Annotated in this window: 16 protein-coding genes; 3 read left to right on the top strand and 13 right to left on the bottom strand. The window is 39.9% G+C overall.

The annotated features are described in order from the left end of the window. Nucleotides 1–403 precede the first annotated feature (403 nt). The gene (gene bdhA / locus MY9_RS03640) at nucleotides 404–1,444 is read left to right on the top strand and encodes a (R,R)-butanediol dehydrogenase (RefSeq protein ID WP_014663040.1); all 1,041 of its coding nucleotides are present in this window, start codon (nucleotides 404–406) and stop codon (nucleotides 1,442–1,444) included. Between the two features lie 47 nt (nucleotides 1,445–1,491). Here the strand turns inward: bdhA and iolT are convergent, their stop codons facing one another. Further along, nucleotides 1,492–2,913 carry a myo-inositol transporter IolT gene (gene iolT, locus MY9_RS03635; protein ID WP_014663039.1) on the bottom strand — a complete coding sequence of 474 codons (1,422 nt, stop codon included), beginning with the start codon at nucleotides 2,911–2,913 and terminating at the stop codon, nucleotides 1,492–1,494. A gap of 569 nt (nucleotides 2,914–3,482) precedes the next feature. On the opposite strand from iolT, the gene MY9_RS03630 reads away from it, so the two are divergent. Beyond that, on the top strand, nucleotides 3,483–4,508 hold the full coding sequence (locus tag MY9_RS03630) for a potassium channel family protein (protein WP_014663037.1): 1,026 nt from the start codon (nucleotides 3,483–3,485) through the stop codon (nucleotides 4,506–4,508). A gap of 46 nt (nucleotides 4,509–4,554) precedes the next feature. Here MY9_RS03630 and MY9_RS03625 read toward each other — a convergent pair whose 3' ends face one another. From MY9_RS03625 to gutB, 7 genes are all read right to left on the bottom strand, one after another. Continuing rightward, nucleotides 4,555–5,526: an SPFH domain-containing protein gene (locus MY9_RS03625; RefSeq protein ID WP_014663036.1), complete on the bottom strand. Its 972-nt coding sequence runs from the start codon at nucleotides 5,524–5,526 to the stop codon at nucleotides 4,555–4,557. Nucleotides 5,527–5,556: 30 nt separating this feature from the next. After that, nucleotides 5,557–6,324: a TPM domain-containing protein gene (locus MY9_RS03620; protein ID WP_014663035.1), complete on the bottom strand. Its 768-nt coding sequence runs from the start codon at nucleotides 6,322–6,324 to the stop codon at nucleotides 5,557–5,559. Continuing rightward, entirely contained in the window at nucleotides 6,324–7,349 is a 1,026-nt protein-coding gene (locus tag MY9_RS03615) for a TFIIB-type zinc ribbon-containing protein (protein WP_014663034.1), read from the bottom strand. The genes MY9_RS03620 and MY9_RS03615 overlap by 1 nt, the downstream gene beginning before the upstream one ends. Nucleotides 7,350–7,414: 65 nt before the next feature. Continuing rightward, nucleotides 7,415–8,098: a PspA/IM30 family protein gene (locus MY9_RS03610; RefSeq protein WP_014663033.1), complete on the bottom strand. Its 684-nt coding sequence runs from the start codon at nucleotides 8,096–8,098 to the stop codon at nucleotides 7,415–7,417. A 194-nt stretch (nucleotides 8,099–8,292) separates the two neighbouring features. Then, nucleotides 8,293–9,255 (bottom strand): carbohydrate kinase family protein, encoded by a 963-nt coding sequence (locus MY9_RS03605; protein WP_014663032.1) that lies wholly within the window; start codon nucleotides 9,253–9,255, stop codon nucleotides 8,293–8,295. Nucleotides 9,256–9,349: 94 nt separating this feature from the next. Then, complete coding sequence (locus MY9_RS03600; protein ID WP_014663031.1) at nucleotides 9,350–10,741, bottom strand: MFS transporter; 1,392 nt, start codon at nucleotides 10,739–10,741, stop codon at nucleotides 9,350–9,352. Between the two features lie 73 nt (nucleotides 10,742–10,814). Further along, nucleotides 10,815–11,876, bottom strand: coding sequence for a sorbitol dehydrogenase (gutB, locus tag MY9_RS03595; RefSeq protein ID WP_041521484.1), 1,062 nt, complete (start codon nucleotides 11,874–11,876; stop codon nucleotides 10,815–10,817). A gap of 201 nt (nucleotides 11,877–12,077) precedes the next feature. Here gutB and MY9_RS03590 point away from each other — a divergent pair, with 201 nt between their 5' ends. Then, nucleotides 12,078–14,579 carry a tetratricopeptide repeat protein gene (locus MY9_RS03590; RefSeq protein ID WP_014663029.1) on the top strand — a complete coding sequence of 834 codons (2,502 nt, stop codon included), beginning with the start codon at nucleotides 12,078–12,080 and terminating at the stop codon, nucleotides 14,577–14,579. A 413-nt stretch (nucleotides 14,580–14,992) separates the two neighbouring features. Here the strand turns inward: MY9_RS03590 and MY9_RS03585 are convergent, their stop codons facing one another. The 5 genes from MY9_RS03585 to MY9_RS03565 are packed head-to-tail and all read right to left on the bottom strand — an operon-like array spanning nucleotide 14,993 to nucleotide 21,622. Beyond that, complete coding sequence (locus tag MY9_RS03585) at nucleotides 14,993–16,714, bottom strand: ABC transporter ATP-binding protein (protein WP_014663028.1); 1,722 nt, start codon at nucleotides 16,712–16,714, stop codon at nucleotides 14,993–14,995. Nucleotides 16,715–16,736: 22 nt separating this feature from the next. Continuing rightward, on the bottom strand, nucleotides 16,737–17,531 hold the full coding sequence (locus MY9_RS03580) for a glycosyltransferase family 2 protein (RefSeq protein ID WP_014663027.1): 795 nt from the start codon (nucleotides 17,529–17,531) through the stop codon (nucleotides 16,737–16,739). 27 nt (nucleotides 17,532–17,558) lie between these two features. After that, nucleotides 17,559–18,692: a diaminopropionate ammonia-lyase gene (locus MY9_RS03575; protein WP_014663026.1), complete on the bottom strand. Its 1,134-nt coding sequence runs from the start codon at nucleotides 18,690–18,692 to the stop codon at nucleotides 17,559–17,561. A gap of 16 nt (nucleotides 18,693–18,708) precedes the next feature. After that, complete coding sequence (locus tag MY9_RS03570; RefSeq protein WP_014663025.1) at nucleotides 18,709–20,055, bottom strand: 7-cyano-7-deazaguanine synthase; 1,347 nt, start codon at nucleotides 20,053–20,055, stop codon at nucleotides 18,709–18,711. Next, a complete protein-coding gene (locus MY9_RS03565; protein ID WP_014663024.1) occupies nucleotides 20,036–21,622 on the bottom strand; it encodes an amino acid adenylation domain-containing protein in 1,587 nt (528 codons plus the stop codon). The genes MY9_RS03570 and MY9_RS03565 overlap by 20 nt, the downstream gene beginning before the upstream one ends. Nucleotides 21,623–21,646 lie beyond the last annotated feature (24 nt).

Below are 21,646 nucleotides of genomic sequence, written 5' to 3'. Positions count from 1 at the left end.
TATACACGATCAACCAGCTATTTTTTATTTCAATATCCTTACAGTAATGTTACAAAGTCAAAAAAGTTACCTCTGCTAAAATAAACCATGGAAGATTATCCTATTATAATAGCGATATTAGCGTTATAATTATTAATAGAGTAGTTGTCGCATTCAATATGAACGAACCATTACCGTATTGTTCAAACCAAATTCATAGCTATGTAAACGATTGATGCTCTCATATAAAGAAAAAAGAGTGTGCGAGACTCTTTTTTCTTCAAAGTTTCTTTTTTCAAAAAACGTAGATTATATTATATAAAAATTTCATTTCTTTTTTGGTTTTAAAAATGGCGATTTTGTGAACAGTTCATATTGACCGGTGCGGAATTACTCACATCAAAAGTTATAGGAGTGGTAATCCATGAAGGCAGCAAGATGGCATAACCAAAAGGATATCCGTATTGAAAATATTGAAGAGCCAAAAACGGAGCCGGGAAAAGTAAAGATCAAAGTCAAATGGTGCGGCATCTGCGGGAGTGATTTACACGAATATCTCGGCGGACCGATCTTTATTCCGGTTGACAAACCGCACCCATTAACAAATGAAACAGCACCTGTCACAATGGGGCATGAATTCTCCGGTGAAGTTGTCGAAGTCGGAGAAGGCGTTGAAAATTATAAAGTTGGAGACCGCGTCGTAGTTGAACCGATTTTTGCTACACACGGCCACCAGGGCGCTTACAACCTTGATGAACAAATGGGATTCCTCGGCTTAGCCGGCGGAGGCGGCGGTTTCTCTGAATACGTCTCTGTAGATGAAGAGCTTTTGTTCAAACTCCCTGAGGAATTATCATACGAACAAGGTGCGCTTGTTGAACCTTCAGCAGTCGCTCTATATGCTGTCCGCTCAAGCAAACTCAAAGCCGGCGACAAAGCGGCTGTATTCGGCTGCGGCCCGATCGGACTTCTGGTGATTGAAGCGCTGAAGGCTGCCGGTGCTACTGATATTTATGCTGTTGAGCTTTCACCTGAACGCCAGCAAAAAGCTGAGGAGCTTGGCGCGATCATCGTTGATCCATCTAAAACAGACGATGTAGTCGCTGAGATTGCAGAACGTACAGGAGGCGGAGTTGACGTAGCATTTGAAGTCACTGGTGTTCCGGTGGTGTTGCGACAAGCCATCCAGTCCACTACAATTGCCGGTGAAACAGTCATCGTCAGCATTTGGGAAAAAGGTGCTGAAATCCATCCGAACGATATCGTCATCAAGGAACGTACAGTAAAAGGAATTATCGGATACCGCGACATCTTCCCGGCTGTATTGTCATTAATGAAAGAAGGCTATTTCTCAGCCGACAAACTTGTAACGAAAAAAATCGTGCTAGATGATTTGATTGAGGAAGGCTTCGGGGCTCTTATTAAAGAGAAAAGCCAAGTCAAAATCCTTGTCAGACCTAACTAATCAGCATAAAAAAGAATCCGCGCTCGTATGCGGATTCTTTTTTTATTTTATCCAATCACTTCAGCGCCAGAATCTGTCTTGGCCCCGCCGTGATCATAAGCACGGAAGTTTTCCTCCAGCTGCTCAAGCGAAAGTCCTTTCGTTTCCGGTAAAAACTTCTTCACAAACAGGACAGAGCAAATGCCTAATCCAACGAAGATAAAGAACGTTGTGGATAGCCCAATGGCGGCCAGCAATATCGGGAAAGTGAAGCTGACTGCAAAATTCACCATCCACAGACAGAATACCGTGACACCCATTCCCAGTCCGCGAAGGCGAAGCGGGAAAATCTCAGAAAGCATCAGCCACGTCACTGGTGAAATGGCCCCCTGCTGAAAAGCAAGGAATGTAACTGTTAGTGACAGAACCACATACGGAAGTGCCGGTGATCCTTGAAGTACAAGTGAAAATATCCCGATCAGCAATAATGCTGTTGTCGTACCGATCAAGCCCGTCATCAGCATCGGCCGGCGCCCCACTCTTCCCAACAGCCAGATTCCGACGAATGTTGCCAATACTGAAATCACGCCATTCGCAATGTTTCCGATTAAAGCGGCTTCCGTTTGGAAACCAGAGTTTCTTAGAATTTCAGTCCCATAATACATAATCGAATTAACACCTGTAATTTGCTGTACAATCGCAATCCCTAATCCAATAAACACAATACGGCGCACCCATGGGACTGAAAGATCTTTAAACGTTGCTTTTTCAAGCTGATCTTCTTTTTTGAAAGCGAATTCAATTTCTTGCAGCTCAGCTGCTGCCCGCTTTTCATCCCTGATTTTTTTCAATACACGCAAAGCATCTTCTTTTCTCCCTTTCGATACAAGCCAGCGGGGACTCTCGGGCATTCTGATCATCCCGAAAAACAGGAACACGGCTGGAAGCGACGCAATGACCAGCATGAACCTCCACACATGGGAGTTGTCTCCCATTGTTGTTCCAAGGATTGCATTAAAAACAAAGGCCAAAAGCTGTCCTGATACAATCATCAATTCGTTCTGCGTCACCATCCGTCCCCTGCTTTCCACAGGAGACATCTCTGCTAAATAGGCAGGCACTGTTACTGATGCACCCCCTACCGCAATACCAAGCACAAAACGGGAAATGATCATGACCGTAACATTCGGAGCAAACGTACACCCGATCGTCGAAATAAAAAATATAACAGCGAGGAATAAAATATTTTTGCGGCGGCCGTTAAAATCAGACATCCTGCCGCCAAACACAGCACCCAGCGCGGCTCCAAAAAGAAGTGAACTGGTGACAAGGCCCTCTGTGAAGGCATTGAGATTAAGCTGATCCGGCTCTCCCATATACGGCAAAGCTCCATTGAGCACACCGGTATCATAGCCAAAAAGAAGCCCGCCGAAAGTAGAGACTAAAATAATCGTGCGTAAAAATGACATTTGATTGCCTTGTTTATTCATACTGTTTCCCCCAGTCTTTTTCAAAATCGATCAATGCGTATTTCAAAAAACTTATTCCAGGGCTGCTGCCTTCCTCACATTTCGTCATCAGGCTTCAGAAAAAAGTTCTTTATGTTTTTATCCAATAACCTTATAACCTTCCCTTCTTATTAGCATTCCAGCCTCCTTGGAAGCGATTTCATTTCTAGCTAAAAAAACAATGAGTATTTCTTTGAGCATAACCTTGCTATTTTGTTATCTTATAGTCACTTCATAGTCCTATTGTAGTAATATGATAGTGACATTTTTGTTACATCTGATATTATCATAATTACAAAAACGTTTTCAGTCAATATAAATTTCTGAAAATTTTTTATTCAACAAAAGGAAAATCACTAATTCAAGGGGAAAACGAACGGAAAATGTGTGAATTAAGTCAAAATATCTGTGATTTTCTGTTCATATCGATAAATGAGTAAGTGTTGGTTAACTTCATCTAAAATCAAACATTCGGTCAATTGTTTCAGACTCAAGATAAAAGGAAATAGAAAAGAAAATAAAAGAAGGCTGGCTTAAGGGAGGCAACCAAAATGAATGAGGGTTATATCATTGCAGGCCTTTTATTATTGACAGCGGGGATGATTGATTTTTTATGGACCACGTTATGGTTAGAGAGCGGCGCAGGCCCGATCACAAGATGCCTGTCTGCTTGGCTGTGGAAAGGCTGCCGCAAAATCAGCGGAGACCACGCAAAGGTTCTGAGTACGGCAGGTCCACTGCTGTTATGCCTGACGTTAGTGATATGGATCAGTCTGTTTTGGAGCGGATGGGTGCTGATTTTCTCGAGCGACCCTCACTCACTTGTGGAAGTTCAATCGAAAGAACCGGCTTCCTGGTCAGACCGAATTTATTTTTCCGGCTATGTCATGTTTACTTTAGGAAATGGCGATCTCGCACCAAACGGAGGCCTATGGAAGCTTGTCACGGTTATTGAAACAGCTCAAGGACTGCTTACCATCACTTTTTCCGTCACGTATTTGATTTCCGTCTTGAGTGCGGTGAATCAAAAGCGTTCCTTTGCCCAAAGTGTATTAAGTCTAGGGCATGACGGAACAGAAATCGTCCATAATGCATGGAATGGCAAAGACTTTCACGACATTGATTTTCTTCTTGTCGCCGTCTCATCAGAGCTGGGAAAGCTGACCGCTCAGCATAACGCCTTCCCCATCCTTCATTTTTACCACAGCACGCAGCATCAGGAATCCTCCATTATAGCTGTTGCTGTATTGGATGAGGCTCTAACCATTTTCAAATACGGTATTCCTGAACAATATCAGCCGAATCAGCTTCATATTAAAGAAGCGCGCTCGAGTATCAAAAACTACCTGGACACCGTTCATACTGCCTATATCCATCCTGCAGAACAAGCGCCGCCGGAACCAGACATCTCAAAGCTTCACCAATCAGGCATACCGGCTTTATCTAAGCAAACATTTCAAATTGCCGTCAATTCAATAAAGGAACGTCGTCAATTGCTGCTGGGAATTGTCCAAGCGGGTGCTCGAAAATGGCCTGTTCAGGAGCAAGCAATAGATAACGCATATTCTCCTAAATAAAAAAGTCCCGAGTGCTGATCACTCGGGACTTTTCACTGTATGATTCTTATACAAGCTTCTGGCCGCAATTCGGACAAAAATTGGCTTCGCCCGTTTTTGTTCCGCAGTTTGGACAGAAATTCGGTTTACTTCCGCTGCCAGTTGACTGTGGGCCTGATGACTGTGCCTGATGACTCTGATTCATTTGATTCATCATCTGATTGGCCATATTCATTCCCATCATCATTCCTGCCATATCCGAAGCCACTCCGCCTCCGCTCATCTTTCCGGATGCCATTCCATCCGCCATCGATATTTGCTGGTATCTGTTCACATCCCCAACCATACCGTAGGAAGCGTTCTTTGTTATCATATCCTGAACCTCTTGAGGATAATTAAAGCTCATGATTTGAAAACCAGTGACCGTCATCCCGTCACTTATTAATTGCATATCTAAGTCCTCTTGAATTCCCTTCGCAATATCAAAAGCGTTCGCTTGAAGATTAAACATATCTTTCCCTTCTCTTGTGATCCACTTCATGAGAAGCTGGTCCAGAATAGAAGTGATACGGGTTTTAATATCCTCTACATAATATTGATCCTTCACGCCAGCGATTTTATCAATCAGGCTCATATAGTCCTGCACCTTGAAATTAAATGTACCGTTTGCACGAATCGGCATCCCGCCTGGCATTCCCGCTGCCGGAATATTTATCGCCTGTTTTGTTCCCCATCTTACGGTAAATTCCTTCGTATTGACAAACAGCACCTCGGCACGCATGCCGCTGTTAAAACCAAACTTAAAGCCCTTTAACGTTGAAAGGAATGGAATAATTTCTGATTCAATATCATAATCGCCATCATCTTGAAAAACCCCTTCAACCCGCCCATTGTTCAAAAAGACAGCATCCTGTCCGGGACGAATGATTAAACGGCTCCCTTTTTTAATTTCACGATTGTTCCATTTATAAAAAATCATATCATCTCTAAATTCTTCCCACTCTATTACATTTGCTAATTGGTTTCTGAAAAACGACATGTTACCTCTTCCTTTCTCTATTTTCTACTACTAGAAACTGCCCCGGCTTCCACTGTATGACGTGCCGCCTTTCGTCACACCGCCATCGCTGCCGCTGTCTTTATCATTTGATGGTTTTCTTTCTCTTGTTACAGTCGTTCTGATATAAGTGTCATATTGATCAATCACATCAGACGTACGCTGATCCATATATGTATTCCCATTAACCGTTACTTTGCCGCCCGCCTGATAAAGCATAATTGAAACCGCAATTCCCCCGACTGCGATGGCAGCAATCAGCTGAAACCACCATGTGAAGAATATGTTGTCGGGATTGATTCCCGGTTTTATGCCCATATCTTTATAGGAAAGCTGAATATATGTCTCAAAAGCTTTGAAATAATTTTCATTGGATAAATCAGATGAAATCGTATTTCTGATGCTGTTTAGCCTGCTGTTGTCCAAATACTTTTCAGCTTTTTTGTAGCCCGAGATGAATACTTCTCTATCCGCCATATCAATCGTTAAAATAGCTGTACTGCCTTTTCCGTAACGATCATAAAAATCGCCGGCATAATCGGCAATATCTTCACCATTTGTGCTTTTAGTCGTAATAATAATGAAATCAGTGTCTCTCTTTGCACCTAGCTCTGCCGAGAGAGATTCAAGTTTTTCGATTTCTGTTTTTGATAATAGATGGGCATGGTCATACACATGCTGCTGTGATTCAGAAGCTCTTGCCGCTTCGATCCCCAGTAAAGGCATCATGATGAAAACCGCCAGCACAACAAAGATCGCTTTCCCGAAAAATCCCCGCATCAAAATCCGCCTCCCATCATCAATGAGACGAGCTTCAATGCAAGAAATGTCCCGCCTGCTATTCCGCTAAACCATGCCGCTACTTTTCCTGAACTGATCGGCGGCTTTCCGACGACCTTACCTGTTTGCCCGTTCATCGCAAAAATATGCTCCGCTCTTTCATAATCGTAACTGACCATCCAAACGGGAAGCAAAACGTAAAAGCTGTTCACATTTTTCGTGTGAATATGTTTGTCCCTCACATTGACTGACGTATATCCGGAAAAAGTAGAATGGATGTATGAATCTATATAACTGCTTATTTTCTCTTTTGCCCTTGGAAAAAGCTCCTCATCGGTATAATTGTACTTTTCCGCAATATAGCCGGCCAAATATGCCGTTTGAAAGTCCTTCAGCTGATCGTATGAATAAGGCTCCAACTTATCCATTAACTCATCATTCATTTTTTCTGAGGCATCAACAGGAATTTTCAAATAATCGAGATTGATATCACGAAACGCTTCAAAATGCTCTGTTTCTGTGCATATATAATCCCCTTCTTCATACTGGTGGACTCTGGTACAGTTTGCTCTTACTTGTACTTCACTATTTAAATCAAACATCCAAAACGGAATATACATGCCGGTGATGCTTTTAATTCGATCAGCCGACATGAAACCTCTTGGTGTCAGAAGGCCTTTTTTGCACCACTTTCGAAATGCCTGTTCGGCTTCTTGCTTGCTGATTGTAAATGGGATGACTTTCGCCGGTGCCAAATGTCCTGATAAACGATCGGCAAGTATTGCAGCACCCCCGCAGAAGCTGCACGTCGTTGCTGTCGTTTCAGCTTCCGTGATCAAAACGGCGCCGCAGTTTTCACATTGATATTCTTTTGCCTCGTCTTCAGAAAACCGCGCCGCAATGTTTTCTTTCGGAAGGCTTTCAATATTGTCCTGTCTTCCGCAGCTGCCGCAGGATAACGAGCCGGTTTCACTGTCAAATGCCATATCACTGCCGCAGTTCGGACACTTATAAGATATTATCATTACCGTTCCCTCTCACATCTTATGATAAAATAGCGCCGCAGCCGAAAGCTGCGGCCTCCTATGTATTACTTATCGAGCATCATTTTCGCTTTTAACGCCGCAAGTTCATCATCAACCTGGCTTGAACCGCCAGTGTCATACTTTGCAGTCAGATCAGCCATATCATCCTGCGGAGCGCTGTTCAGTTCAGCCATTGCATTGGCCTGATCAAGCGCCTTATTTACTTTGTCCTCCATTCGGCCGAATGCAGACATTGATTGGCTTGTACTCGAAACAGAAGCGCCCAGTTTGTTCATTCTTTCTTGCGTTTTCGCTACTGCCCACTTCGCCTTGATCATATTTTTGCGTGCTTCCAGCTCTCCAATGTCAGATACCAGTTTGTCATGCATCTTTCTCATCTGCGCGGCATTGGTTGCAGCAATTTGATTCGCCGTCTGCAGCTCAGAAAGCTTTGATTCCAAAGATGTTTTTCTTTCAAGGAACTTTCTCGCATCGCCCTCATTCCCGGCTTGCAGTGCCTTCATTGCATAGCTTTCCATCTTTTCCATATCCGCCTGGCACTCGTGATATTCTCTTTTTGCTCTCTGCTCCTCAGCCATAACAGCTGCTGTTTCTGCCTTAACCTTAGCCAAATCGCTATTCATGTTTCTTAAATATTGATCTACCATTTTCTCCGGATTTTCAGCCTTGTCCAATAAAGCATTGATATTCGCAGACATAATATCTTTAAATCTTCCAATTATACTCATGATATCGCTCCTCCTAAAGCTATTCGGTAACCCTTGTTACATATACTATTTATTATCGTTAAAAGTTTCACTTTTTTAATAAAAAATGACATTTCAAACGGAAAATATACAACTTTTTACCTGAACAAAAATGTAAGCAATAAAAAAAGGTGCCCCCAAAAGTCCAAAGACTCTTAAGAAACACCTTCAATGATTTACAAAGAAACTTCAATCTCATCCATGCTTGGCAGTGCATCAATCGCTCCAATTTTAGTGCACACAAGAGCTCCGACCTTATTGGCAAACGCCACAATCTCACGCAGCTTCGCAAAATCTGCTTCTACAGATTGAATATGGCCCGTGTTTGCCAATTGATATAAAGCCGCACCGACAAAAGCATCTCCCGCTCCTGTTGAGTCGATTGATGTCACCGGAATGCTTGGAATGATTTCACGGTCTTTTCCATTGGAAAGAAGCGTACCGCTTTTCCCAAGGGTCACAGCGACAATCTTGGCTCCGATCTCATGAAGGATCGCAACTCCCTTTTCCTGATCCTTCACACCGCTGATAATCTCAAGCTCCTCGTCACTGACTTTCACAAAATCACTTACAGCGATCGCTTTTTTCGCGACACTTACAAACTCTGAGACTCTTCCCTTCCATAAATCTTCACGATAGTTAGGGTCAAACGAGATAAACTGTCCATTATCCTTCGCAATCGACATCAGCCGTAAATAAGCTGAGCAAAATGGATCTGATAACAGCGCCGTTGCAGAGCCGAAATGAAGGATTTTCGCTTCGTTTACTTTTTCCTGGTCAATATCCTCCAGCGTAAACAAAGCGTCCGCACCTCTATTAAAAACAAAGTCACGTTCTCCATTTTGTTTTAATGAAACAAAAGCAAGCGTTGTAGGCGCTTTCTCATCCATCACCAGCATAGAGGTATCGACATGTACAGCGTCCAATGTGCGCTTCAGAAAATACCCAAATGGATCCTTGCCTACTTTTCCGCTGAAAGCGGCGTCTCCGCCCAGCTTGGCAATCGCTGCTGACACATTCGCCGGTGCACCGCCGGCACTTTTCAAGAATTGGCGCCCGTCCATTAAATCAACGTCAACATCGGTACAAAAGAAATCAATTAACAATTCTCCAATACAAACAACAGATTGACTACGCATATTATCACACTCATTTATAAAGTCTAGATTATAGTCTCAGTATATTACTTTCTGCTATAAATACAACATTGAATATTGAAAATTTTACATATATTTATTTCGCAGACCTTTGCTCCAGCTCAGAGATGATATGCTTATATCTTTTTTCCGTTAAAGGATAGAAGGCGATGAGAATAATAGAAAGCAAAATGAAAAATCCCGGAATCAAAGCATTCATGTTTTTAATCGCATTCAATGACGCAACTGTCTGGTCTGCATTCGCCACATACCCCGCGATTCCTAAATAAATGGCCGAAAATGATCCGGCTAACGCCACACCCAGCTTATTAATAAAGCTCATGCTCGAAATCACCACACCATCCGCGCGAATTCCGGTTTTCCATTCCGCATAATCGACACAATCCGCAACCATTCCCCAAGCAAGCGTATTTAAAGGCGTTGTGAAAAATCCCGATGCAAAAAGCCAAATGAAAATGAGTGTTATCGAAGAATACGGCGTAAAATGCAGGCCGGCATAAGAAATAAGCGATAGAGCCGCCGTGATGATCATGACTTGTTTTCTGCCCCACTTCTCAGAAAAGAAAGGAATAAACAAATTGCTGATCAGCGCTGCTCCGAAAAATAAAACGGTTCCCATAAACACAAATTCTTTATGGTTTACGTTATACGTAAAATAATACACCATCGTGCTGAGCTTAATATTAAACCCGATCGCAAAAGCCAAAAATGATGAAATTAACATAAGCAAAGGTTTATTTCGGAATAAAACGGATAATGTCTTTTTGATCCCTTGTTTTTTTCTCTTTTTAGGCTGAATCCGCTCCCGTACAGTAAAGAAACTGAATAGATTCAAAACAATGCTGACCGCCGCGTAGATGAGCGCAGTCATTTGAAATCCAAACGCCTGATCCTCTCCTCCGATAGCAGTTGCAAGCGGTGTCGCACAGGAAATGGATAAAAGAATTCCGATATACACCAAAATCATCCGGGTTGTGGTTAGAACCGTCCGTTCCTCCACAGAATTCGTCATCCGCCCCGTTAGGCTGTTCACCGGGATTGTTTGCATACTAAAGGACATCCCAAGCAGAATATAGGTGACGTACGCATATACCATATTCCCGGTCTCACCGAAATGAGGCGTCGTGAAACATAAGAATGTGAATAGCGCAAAAGGAAATGCCACCCACAGCAAATATGGCCTTGCTTTTCCCCACCTTGTATTCGTTTTATCTAAAATCACTCCCATGATCGGGTCAAAAATAGCATCCAGCACACGCACAACAAGAAACAAAGTTGCGATCACCGCAGGCTGAATGCCGCCGACGTCTGTATAATAAAATAATAAGTATGCGTTTACAAACTGAAAGATAATATTATACGACATATCGCCGAATCCATAGCCGATTCGTTCAAACCAGGACAGTCCGGTGCTGGATTTTGACTGATGCTTCACTTTCATTGCCGTTACTTTTTCTGTTTCAATCATCATTTCCCACCCCAAGAATCCGTTTTCATTTTCAGTACACAAGAGGGAGAATACAAAGATCCTCCCTGTTCACTCAGCGATTTGGATACACCATCACTTTTAAACATTCATTCTTAAATTGAAGCGCCCGTTCCATCGCCTCTTGTGTCTGCTCCAGTGAATATTGGTCCGTTATAAGATGCTTCGTGTCCACAATGCCGGAAGCGAGAAATTCAATTCCCTTCGGATACGTATTCGAATAACGGAAGATTCCGTATATATCAATCTCGTTATCCGCAATAAACGGCACATTGAGCGGAATCTCGTTCTGTGAAGGCAAACCGACAATCGCCAGTTTCCCGCCTCGGCGCACAGAAGCCAGTGCAGTTTGCAGTGCCGCTGGATTCCCCGCTGTTTCCCAAGCAACATCAACGCCTTTTTCATTCGTGATCGTCTTAATCTCTTCAAGCGCATCCTGTTCACGGATATTAATGACATGAGTCGCTCCCATTTTTTTCGCAGCCTCTAACCGCAGCGGCTCTAAGTCAGTGACGATAATTCTGCCTGCCCCAAATGCTTTAGCTGCGGCAACGGCCATTAACCCAACAGGGCCCATCCCCATAATCGCAATTGTTGATCCGGGCTGAAGCTTCGTTCTTGCCGCCGCATGAATGCCGACAGAAAACGGCTCGATCAAGGCAGCATCTTCATAAGAAAGTGAGTCTGGGATAGAGAAAACAAAGTCCTGCCGCATTTTGATATATTGAACAAACGCGCCGTCTACCGGCGGTGTAGCCAAAAACTGTACATCCGGGCAAAGATTATAGCGCCCTTCTTTGCACGCCTCACAGCGTCCGCACGTAACACCCGGCTCTACAGCCACACGGTCTCCCACCTTGAATTGATCGACAGATGATCCGACAGCGGCAATTTCACCTGCACATTCATGGCCTAGGATAAATGGTTTTTCCACTACATAGTTGCCTATTCGGCCATTTGTATAGTAATGCAGATCTGATCCGCAAATTCCGACAGCCATCACCTTAATCAACACTTCATCATGATTGATGTCAGGCACAGGCACTGTTTCGATTTTGATTTCTCTTGTGCTGTGCATAATAGCCGCTTTCATGTTCTGAGGTACTGTGTGAGTCATTTGGCAAATTCCTTTCTTTAGAAAATAAAATGTAAGTGCATACATTTTTGTTTTCTCTGTTACTGCCCCCATTTTATCTGCTTTTCAAGACGTTCAACAGCCTTTCCTGCTGTATAAAAGGACAGCGGCACTGTACTTTTATTTTTTCATATACAAAAAACGCTGAATTGATAAAATAGTACTAATAGGAGGTGCAGGCTTATGGCTGAACTTGAAAACCGAAAACAATTTGCACAACTGCTGGCACCTGGCGTCAAAACGCTAAAACTTCATCCTGATTATAAAGTCAGAAGGAAAAAGAACGAAAAAACAGGACAGTCTTACATAGATAAAATCGCACTCCAGCTGGGAGTCTCCTCAAACACGATCAAAAGCTGGATCGGACAGATGGGGGTAAACTACATTCCCGGGAGAATTGAGGACGGAAAACTGTTCGGGATGATCTGGATCATTCTCGAAAAGACCGACTTCGATATCGAGTGGTTGACCAACCTGTTGGAAACCACCACCATCCCAGTCATCAAACCCGCATTGCCTGTATGGGCAGCGTCTTGTTTGAAAAAAGCGAAAACGCTGCGAAAGGACGGGTCATTCGGAGCTCCCTATGATGACGATATAGAAAAAGCAGTAAAGCGGCTTTTTCATGACAGACCTAACCAAGAAACGAATGCGCTTACAGATCAGCCTATCACGCATAACCTACCGTCACGCTGGTCCGGACACTTTATCGGACGCAGCTTTGATATGGAAGCAATACGGCAATGGATGCTTTCTCCGTCACCAGTCTGTTTAATCACCGGCTGGGCCGGTATGGGTAAAACCACAGTCGTTCTTGAAGCCGCCTATTCCTGTGTCGACGATACTTCAGATTGGCCCTCATTCAACAGCATCATTTGGGTCAGCGCTGATTGGAAAGAATTGAACTTTAGCGATTTTTTAAATACGATCGCCTATCAGCTCGGGCGCACAGAACAAATCGATAAATCAATCAATGAAAAACGATTCGTCGTCCGCAATGCGTTAGCCAATTACACTAGAGAAAAACCGATCCTGCTGATCGTTGACAGCATCGATACCGCAGAACGTGACATTCACGAATTTATCACAAGCCTTCCACAAGGCGTAAAAGTTCTCCTCACTGCACGGGAAAACGTAAAACAAACCTATCGGGAAAGCTTCGGAGAAATGACAGCTATTCAGCTGAGCGGCCTTGAACAAACAGATGCCCACGAATTTTTCCAGCAAGAAGTGCACCGCTGCTTACAAACATGCAACCTCCCACTTAAACGGGAAAAGCTGGAGCAGCTGTTACATCTATCATCTAACCTGAAAAACGAATTCATTTCAGCGACTGCCGGAAACCCGAAAGCCATGGCACTCAGCATCGCCTATATGTCAGATGATGACATACCCGCTCAGCAGCTGATTCATGAACTTGGAAAAGCAGGCTACTCACTGCTGGAATTGTTTGAGTTCCTCTTCGGCCGCACCTGGGACAGATGCAATGAAGATACGCGAAAGCTATGGCAGACGCTTTGCTTTTTCAGCAAGCCGCCTGATGAAAAAAGCCTGGCAGCAGCAGCCGGATTAGACGCCCGCCGTTTTCATTACGCTATGGAACAAATGCGGTCATATGCGCTGATTCAGCCGGAACGACGCCAAGGCAGGACGCAATACTTAGCGCACCAAACCGTTGTCGCCTACGGAGAACAGCATTTGTCCGAACAGCACGAATATGAAAAAGAAGCCCGCAATCGCTGGGCGCACTATTATATTGATTATGCCGAAACCCATTTAAAGCGTGAACAGCCCAACTCTATCTATTGGAGCTACCTGCTGGGACGGAACTTAGATCATATGAAACAAGAATGGCCAAACATCTTAAAGGTCATCAAATGGGCAAGCGAAACCGATCAAAAAGAAATCCTAATCGAACTCATCACCCGCTTCAGCCATTTTCTAAGCAGAATCAACCTGCCCTTGCGAATCGAATACGGGCGCAAAGCCGCCGACGTCGCCCATCAATTAGGCCAACACACGCGAGAAGCGTTCTTCCGAATCGACACAGCAGGCTGGGCACTGATGGAAGTCAATGATTTAGACGGGGCCTTACAGCAAATAGAGGCCGGACTGAAGACTCTGGAACAATCAGACGCTCACGATGCCCATGATTTAAAGGTTTGGGGACACGCACTCAAAGCAAGGCTGTTTTTAAAAGCCGGGCAACAGAAAAAAGCAGAGACCATTTTAAGCGAAATTGAAGATCAACCAATTTCCCCTACAATTCAACATAGGGTTCTGCTGGTTCGCGGAGACCTAAGCTTTGCGAGAGGTCATGAGGAAGAAGCCATTCAATTATACGAAGCCGCAAATGAAATCAGCTCCACGTACGGCGGCGAAAAAACGATAGAAGCCTATTTCAATCTGGGTGTCGCTTACGTGAAATGTGGTCAATTTGAAAAAGCGGAAGAAGCCTTTGAGCAAATGCTCTATGACAAACAAAACGCGAATCAGGTTGAGTTGATCTATTATTTTTACGGGATGGCGCAGCTGTTGAACCGTAAAGGAGAGAAAACGAAAGCGATGGAAGCTAATCAGAGAGCGATTCGTTTGATTGATTCGTGGGAGCCTGCGATTGGGATTCGGGGAGAGGTTGAAGAACTGGGAAGAGTGGTTGAAGGAAATGGTGAAATCACATTGTAGTTATGAAGGTATGAGGTCAATCTTAGAACAAACGCTCACACAACTTCTCTTTTTTAGGTCTTATCAGTTGAGTAACTGATAAGACCTTTCTGATAGAACGCTATGAGCATTTCAGATAAAATCAACGGTCATTCATTGTGAAGTTTCACATTAAAATATTCAACTATCCCCCTTATATCAATGTTTTGAAATGTTCTCAGTTAAAGTATTCCATCCAATAGCTACAATAAAATGAGTTAAGCACTCTTTTGGCACCTTTTGTCACGAGGGTGTTTTATTAGAAGAATTATGCTTATTTAAAATCTCAAGAAAGAACAACATATTCCCAATACAATTTCATCCGGTATTAGAGAAAAGCACCCCATCCATTAAAGCATACATTTACAGACTTATATGATTCAATTTTTATTCTATTATAAAGAAGATAGTTCACATTTATCCTTTGTTTCCTTATTCCATAACTCTTGAAAATATGTATTATTTTCAATTAGATATTCAAAGTTACCTTCATCAATTATTTTCCCATCTCTAACCAACAAAATTTTATTTACGTTTTTTATGAAATTAAGTCTATGAGCAATGATAATAACAGTTTTCCCTCTAAAAAGACTCAAAATATTATCCATAATACTTTTTTCAGTAATATTATCAAGGGCTGAAACAGGCTCATCAAGTATAACAAGATTTCTTTTTTGTGCAATAATTCTCCCGAATGCTAAACGTTGCCTTTCCCCTCCAGATAATTTCATTCCTCTTTCACCGACCATTGTATCTAATTTTTCAGGAAAACTAAGTATCTTTTCTTTTAGATGAACTTTATCCAATATATTAAATATCTCTTCATCCGGTATTTTGTCATCAAAAATAATATTACTTCGAATTGTTGTGTCAAAAATCGGGGCATCTTGAGAAATATATGATACATACTCATATAAACTGTTTAGTTTAATATCATCAATATCAGTTCCATCTATATAGATATTACCTGATTTCTTCTTTAACAGCCCTAACAATAATTTGATAATTGTTGATTTTCCACTTCCACTTAATCCTACAATTGCGACTGACGTTCCTTGTTGAATAGAAAATGAAACATTATCCAAGACAACAGTATCACTATAATTAAATACTACGTTTTTAAATTCAACATTTCCATTAACACTTTTTATCTCCTTTCCTAATACTAAATTTTTATCTTCTGGGGCATTTAAGAAATCTTCGAATCTTTTATAGGTTACTTGATTTAATTTGTAATCAACATAAAGAACGTTGAATATAGCAACTGGTGTGTATACTTTATCAATAAACATTAATAGGGCAACGATTACCCCAATTGATGCATCACCCGATAGAATATTTTTCACTCCAAAAATTAATACAATTACTTTTATTATATTAACTAGCAAAGAGAAAATCGCAAAAAAAGATTCATGTATCATTCTTATTTGCGCACTTTTTTGTATAATGTCATTTGCAGTATTATTTAACCGCTTAATTTCATTTTCATATCTTCTGTTTATTCGAAAAACTACTAGCTCCATAAATCCTCTAATAGAGTATTTGGACATGTTCTCTTGACTTGTAAGTAAAGACGATTTTACACTATACAAAAATTTGAGTAATAAATTTGTTAAAAAGAAAATTAAAATGTAACCAAGGGCTATTATTAGCATTATCTTAATACTGTAAAAACCAATAAAAAGCAAACTGAAAATAATTGTTGGCAATAATTCATGAAATATTCTTAAATAAAAAGAATAAATAATACTAGTTCCAGCTGTGGCACCATTTTCTATAATCTTTATCATTTCCCCTGTGCCTATATTTTGATATGAACGATAATCAATTTTTGAAACCTTGGTTAACGCCATTATTTTTAATTTCTCTAACATACTGTTTGAAAGATAAACCTGAGGATACTCTATAATATAATTTAATATAGTTGAACCTACTAGTAAGATGCCGTAAAGAACGAGAGGTTTGGTTAGTTCGTTGAAACTATTAGATATAACAACTTCATCCAATAATTCTTGGAAAATTTTGATTCCATAAGTATTCGAAAATTGAACCAGAAACCCTAGTAAAACATATAAAAATATCCACCATTTAAATAATAAAAAACATTTTTTTAACAAACCGAGTCACCCTTTACTAAAACTACGCCTCTTTTAAATAAGGTTGTAAAATATATCCTGAGATATAAAATAGATTCCACACAATCATAAATAATGCAGGTTGTATTCCTTTTTTTCTTATTATATCTGGGATTTCTCCCCAAAACGCCCCAATTCCTTGCATAATTCCTTTTTTAACGCCAATTCTTTTTCCTGTGCCATAATTAAAAGCTGCACGTAAATCTTGCAATATTTTTAATGGTACATGGTTTATTTCTGCGGAGGGTAACGGGCACACTTTAATTCCCGCATTACGTATCCTTATATTTAGTTCGGCATCTTCAACCCATTTAATTTGGTGGTCAAAGTAATACCCATTAATTAGATGTATAACTTCTTTGCGAAGTCCTAATCCAGGAGCAAATGCAAAGCCAGTGTTTGCTGGATCATTAAGATATTCACGTACTTGCTTTACAATGCTACTTTGCCAATTATTACTAATGAAATTAATTTTACCATTTACAATCTGTTCTTTTTCCATTTTATTATAGAACTGTCGAATAGATCCTCTTGCAAAGACACAATCGGAATCCATTAAAATGACTTTGCTATACGTTGCTGCATGCATTCCAATATCTCTAGCTTTACTCAAGTTTCTTTCATTGATTGTTATGATTTTTATTTTGCTATTTATGTCCTTCATTCCTTGTAATAACTGAATAATTTCTAGAGACGGGCCATTGGCAACTACAAGTATTTCACAATCCTCATCAATAGATAATATACATTGTTTAATTCTTACATCAGTTGCTACTGCAATCAAAACGGTTAGATCCATATTTTCCCCCCAGAGACTTTTTTCGTATTAACGAATAATAGATGAATAAATCGCTGGATTAGTATTTCCTTCTGTATTTAGAAGGAGTACCGAAGAGTTAATAATATTTAAGTTCCTAGCGATATCCTGATGATCTATAATGGCTAATAAACCGGCTAGTGCACTTGCACCGCTCTCACCTGAAATTATTCCTTCATCGTAATAATATTTTATTGCTTGAATTACGTATTCATCGGGAATTGCTACACTCAAATAAACAGTATTTTTCAACAACTCCCAAGAAAGTAGGGATGGAAACCCGCAATTGAGTCCTGCCATAATTGATTCCTGCCTACCTTTGCTATACGAAGGCGTACCTGCAATCAGAGATTCCATTATACAAGCGGAACTCAGCGGTTCAATTACGATAATTTTTGTGGAACTTTTTTTATAGTAATTAAAATAAAGAGCCGCAGCCGCAGCAATTCCTCCAACCCCAGCAGGAACTATAACATAGTCAAATAATTCTTGACACTGTTCATCCAACTCTTTAAACAAAGTGGTGTAGCCCAATATTATATCAAACGGCTGTTCCATGTTACCGTGGTAGGCGGTATCGGAAACTACTTGCCGTCCGTTAAGTTCAGCATCTTTTTTACACTGCCGTACACACTGATCATAAGTTCCATTTACAAGTACTACTTTAGCACCCTCTTCTTCAATGCTTTTAATTCTAGAAGTTGCACTTTCTTTGGGCATATATATGATAGCTTGCTGTTTAATTAATCGTGTAAACCAAGAGACCGCCTTACCATGGTTCCCATCCGTGGCAGCAGTTAAGGTTATTGGCCCCAGTAAATTAAGGGAAGGACTCCATAAATCTCTTATCTTAAATGAAGTATTAAATTTTTCTTTCCACATTTTTTTGATTATACAATAAATAGAATAACTAGCACCTAATCCTTTGAATGATTGTATTCCATAACGACCGGATTCATCTTTTACATATAAATGACTCATATCTAATAAACTTCCGATATTAGAAAGCTTAAGAAGAGGACTTGGCTTGTATCCATGAATCTTTCTATGGAATTTTAGCACTTCCTCACTTTTCATATAATTGGTATACGTTTCAGCATCAAATTTATCATTTGGGTTAAGGAAAAACCTGGTCATATTCATGTTTTTTACCTTATCCTCATTCCTTATAGTAAGTCAGATTCGTGATTCCTATTTGTTCAAGCAATTTATCGCTCCCATCTGCCCATCCATACCATTCCTCTCTCATATGAGGGATAGTCAAGTATTCAACAGGATCATGTAATCCAACTCTTCTAAAAGCATGATATCTAGTAGAGCAATTCCCACAAGTGCCGCAAGCTCTACAGTTCTCACCAACTTCTGAATGACCTATGTAATTCAGACAAGACCAGCAGTTTTTGAAATTAACATTTAAATGATTCCCAACATAAATTAACTCACTTTTCCCCCCTAGATATAAGAGAACTGGATATAGCTTAATTTCTTTCGAACAATTCTGGAGATTTAACACTCTTTGAAAGGTCTCAAAATAAGGCAATCTATTATCTGGTGATAAGGTATCATCATGGTGTCCGCCAGTTACAACATACTTTATATTTTGTTTTATTGCATAAATGAGTCCAAAATTTAGTAAGTTGGTATTACGAAAAGGAACGTATTCTAATTTAGAATTATTGCTCTGTAATGTTGTGTCATCACTTAATAATGCTGAACCTCCTATGGATGGAATACAACTTAATGAAATTTGTTCAAACGGTACACGTTTTTCCCTGTTTAAATCCGCTACGATTTTTTTTATACTACACTGTTCTTGATAACGGTTTGATTGACCATACTGTACGTTATATAGAGATATATTTTTACCTAATTTATCCATAATATACGCTGCGACTGTACAGTCAAGTCCTCCAGAAAACATGATTAATGCGCTATCGTCCTTTGTATTAATAGTTTTAGGTTGGTGAATGTTCAACCTTTTATCAGTTTGAAGAATGGGGAACTTGATGTTAATAACATGCTCCTCTAAAGTTCCTATAGTTGCTAGTTCTTTAATCGCGTTAATATATTCATAAACATCCGTAGTTATATTCTGAAGATCATAATATGTCCAAGGTACCCACAGGTTTTCACTACCTATGGCTTCAGTTCTTGCTATAGATAAAGAAAGAATTGTAAGGAAATAATTAGGTTTTGAATATATATAATCCCAATTAGAAAAAATACTTAGGTTTTTAAGTTCTGGGTACAACGTCTGGATTTCCTCAATATAATAGATTTCATAATCCAGAAGTCCAAATTCTTCAGCTAATTGTTTTAAGTAATCATGATATCCATCATCTTTATTTGGTACGATCATCAATGGTATAATGTATTGTGCTTGGATTTTAGTATCTAACATATTTTTTATGGAAAGTCGATCCTTCTCTTTATCACCGCTTACCATAAAAATGTGAATATGGGAATCGTACTTATTCGTTAGTTCATCAAATGATATTGTGTTCACTATGAATCTCCTTTCGATACATGTTCTCTAGTATTTTCCTATCAACTTTACTATTTGCGTTCCTTGGAATATGGGAAATAAGTTTCCATTCATGCGGGAATTTATATGGCTCTAGATTGGAGATTAAATTAGATTTGATTTCATCTAGCTCAGTTAACATATTCTCCTTAGTAACAAGATAGCATACCATTTTTTTTGTGCCCTTTTGCTCAATTGCAATGACACAGCATTCTTTGACTAACGGATGAGACTCAATGAAACCTTGTACTTCTAAAAGTTCCACACGATATCCTTGTATTTTAATTTGTGTATCTTTTCTTCCAATAAAGAGAATATCTCCGTTTGAATTTCTCTTTACCAAATCACCAGTAAAGTATACCTTTTCCATACTTTCAGGGAATAAAGGGTTTACTTTTAGAACTTCATCCGTTGTTTTCTGATTTTTCCAATAACCACTCATAACTGAATTACCTCTTATCACCATTTCACCTATTTCATCAGGTTTAGTTAAAGAAAATTCCTCATTCAAAATAAGTAGTTCTGTACCTTCAATTGGCTCTCCAATAGGTAAACTTTCCATATCTTCAGGTATTGGATAATTAATTTCATGAAAGGTACTACTAGCATATGTTTCTGTTGTTCCGTACCCATTAATAAACGTAACCTGCGGTAAGTACGTCTGCAACGTTCTAATTATATTTATAGGACAATTTTCGTAACCGAAATAGATTTGTTTCATATTTGACAGATCATACTTTCTTAGTAGTTCTTTATTTTCAACTAAAAGTAATAATAATGAAGGTCCACAACCGAAATTGGTTATTTTTTCCTCTTGTAATACCTTAAGAAAATGATTTATAGAAATTAAATTGTTATATAAGTACACGGATCCACCACTAATAAAACTAGGGACAATTTCTGTAAGAAATGGATCGAAAGATAATGGTGTTTTTCCTAGTGTCCTTGTAAGCTCATTATGATTAAATCGTTTAGTAACATAGTTCATAAAAGGTGTAATATTTTCGTGTCTCACCATTACACCTTTTGGTGTTCCTGTTGTTCCAGATGTAAATATTATATTAACGATATCTTTGCTAATAATCTTATTTCGTTTCAGATGCTCCCTACTAAACGTTAGGTAGTCTGAAAACCTATACAACTCAAAACCCTTCTCTTCATTACCACGAATAATAGTTTTAATTTTATTTAAACTACTATTCGTTAATAAACCATTAAGGTATTTACTTTCGGCGATAAAGATTTTTGACTCTGTTTCGTTCAGTATATAATCAATTTTTTCTTTACTACAAGAAACATTGATAGGAACATATATGGCACCAATTTTCATGATACCAACAATAGCTATAACTGCATCAATTGATGCGTCCATTAACAATGCTATTCGATCCCCTTTATTAACTCCAAGTTCAAACAAATAGTTACTAAACTGATTTGATCGATTTTCAAGTTCGCCATGTGTGATACACATATTTTTCTCTTTTAGGAGTGTATTTTCACTTGTTCGAGTTAAGTTATCGCTCAATAACTCATGCACTAATATGCTCACTTTCCCACCCTCTTTTTTATTTGT

Origin of the sequence: Bacillus sp. JS (assembly GCF_000259365.1) — a bacterium.
Classification (GTDB): Bacteria; Bacillota; Bacilli; order Bacillales; family Bacillaceae; genus Bacillus; species Bacillus stercoris.
The sequence above is the reverse complement of the archived record's forward strand: the minus strand, read 5'-3'. Positions and strand labels throughout refer to the sequence as shown.

Bases quoted from the DNA above. Each gene is read 5' to 3' on its own strand.
- bdhA (WP_014663040.1), top strand. From the start codon at position 404: ATGAAGGCAGCAAGATGGCATAACCAAAAGGATATCCGTATTGAAAAT.
- iolT (WP_014663039.1), bottom strand. From the start codon at position 2,913: ATGAATAAACAAGGCAATCAAATGTCATTTTTACGCACGATTATTTTA.
- MY9_RS03630 (WP_014663037.1), top strand. From the start codon at position 3,483: ATGAATGAGGGTTATATCATTGCAGGCCTTTTATTATTGACAGCGGGG.
- MY9_RS03625 (WP_014663036.1), bottom strand. From the start codon at position 5,526: ATGTCGTTTTTCAGAAACCAATTAGCAAATGTAATAGAGTGGGAAGAA.
- MY9_RS03620 (WP_014663035.1), bottom strand. From the start codon at position 6,324: ATGCGGGGATTTTTCGGGAAAGCGATCTTTGTTGTGCTGGCGGTTTTC.
- MY9_RS03615 (WP_014663034.1), bottom strand. From the start codon at position 7,349: ATGATAATATCTTATAAGTGTCCGAACTGCGGCAGTGATATGGCATTT.
- MY9_RS03610 (WP_014663033.1), bottom strand. From the start codon at position 8,098: ATGAGTATAATTGGAAGATTTAAAGATATTATGTCTGCGAATATCAAT.
- MY9_RS03605 (WP_014663032.1), bottom strand. From the start codon at position 9,255: ATGCGTAGTCAATCTGTTGTTTGTATTGGAGAATTGTTAATTGATTTC.
- MY9_RS03600 (WP_014663031.1), bottom strand. From the start codon at position 10,741: ATGATTGAAACAGAAAAAGTAACGGCAATGAAAGTGAAGCATCAGTCA.
- gutB (WP_041521484.1), bottom strand. From the start codon at position 11,876: ATGACTCACACAGTACCTCAGAACATGAAAGCGGCTATTATGCACAGC.
- MY9_RS03590 (WP_014663029.1), top strand. From the start codon at position 12,078: ATGGCTGAACTTGAAAACCGAAAACAATTTGCACAACTGCTGGCACCT.
- MY9_RS03580 (WP_014663027.1), bottom strand. From the start codon at position 17,531: ATGGATCTAACCGTTTTGATTGCAGTAGCAACTGATGTAAGAATTAAA.
- MY9_RS03575 (WP_014663026.1), bottom strand. From the start codon at position 18,692: ATGAATATGACCAGGTTTTTCCTTAACCCAAATGATAAATTTGATGCT.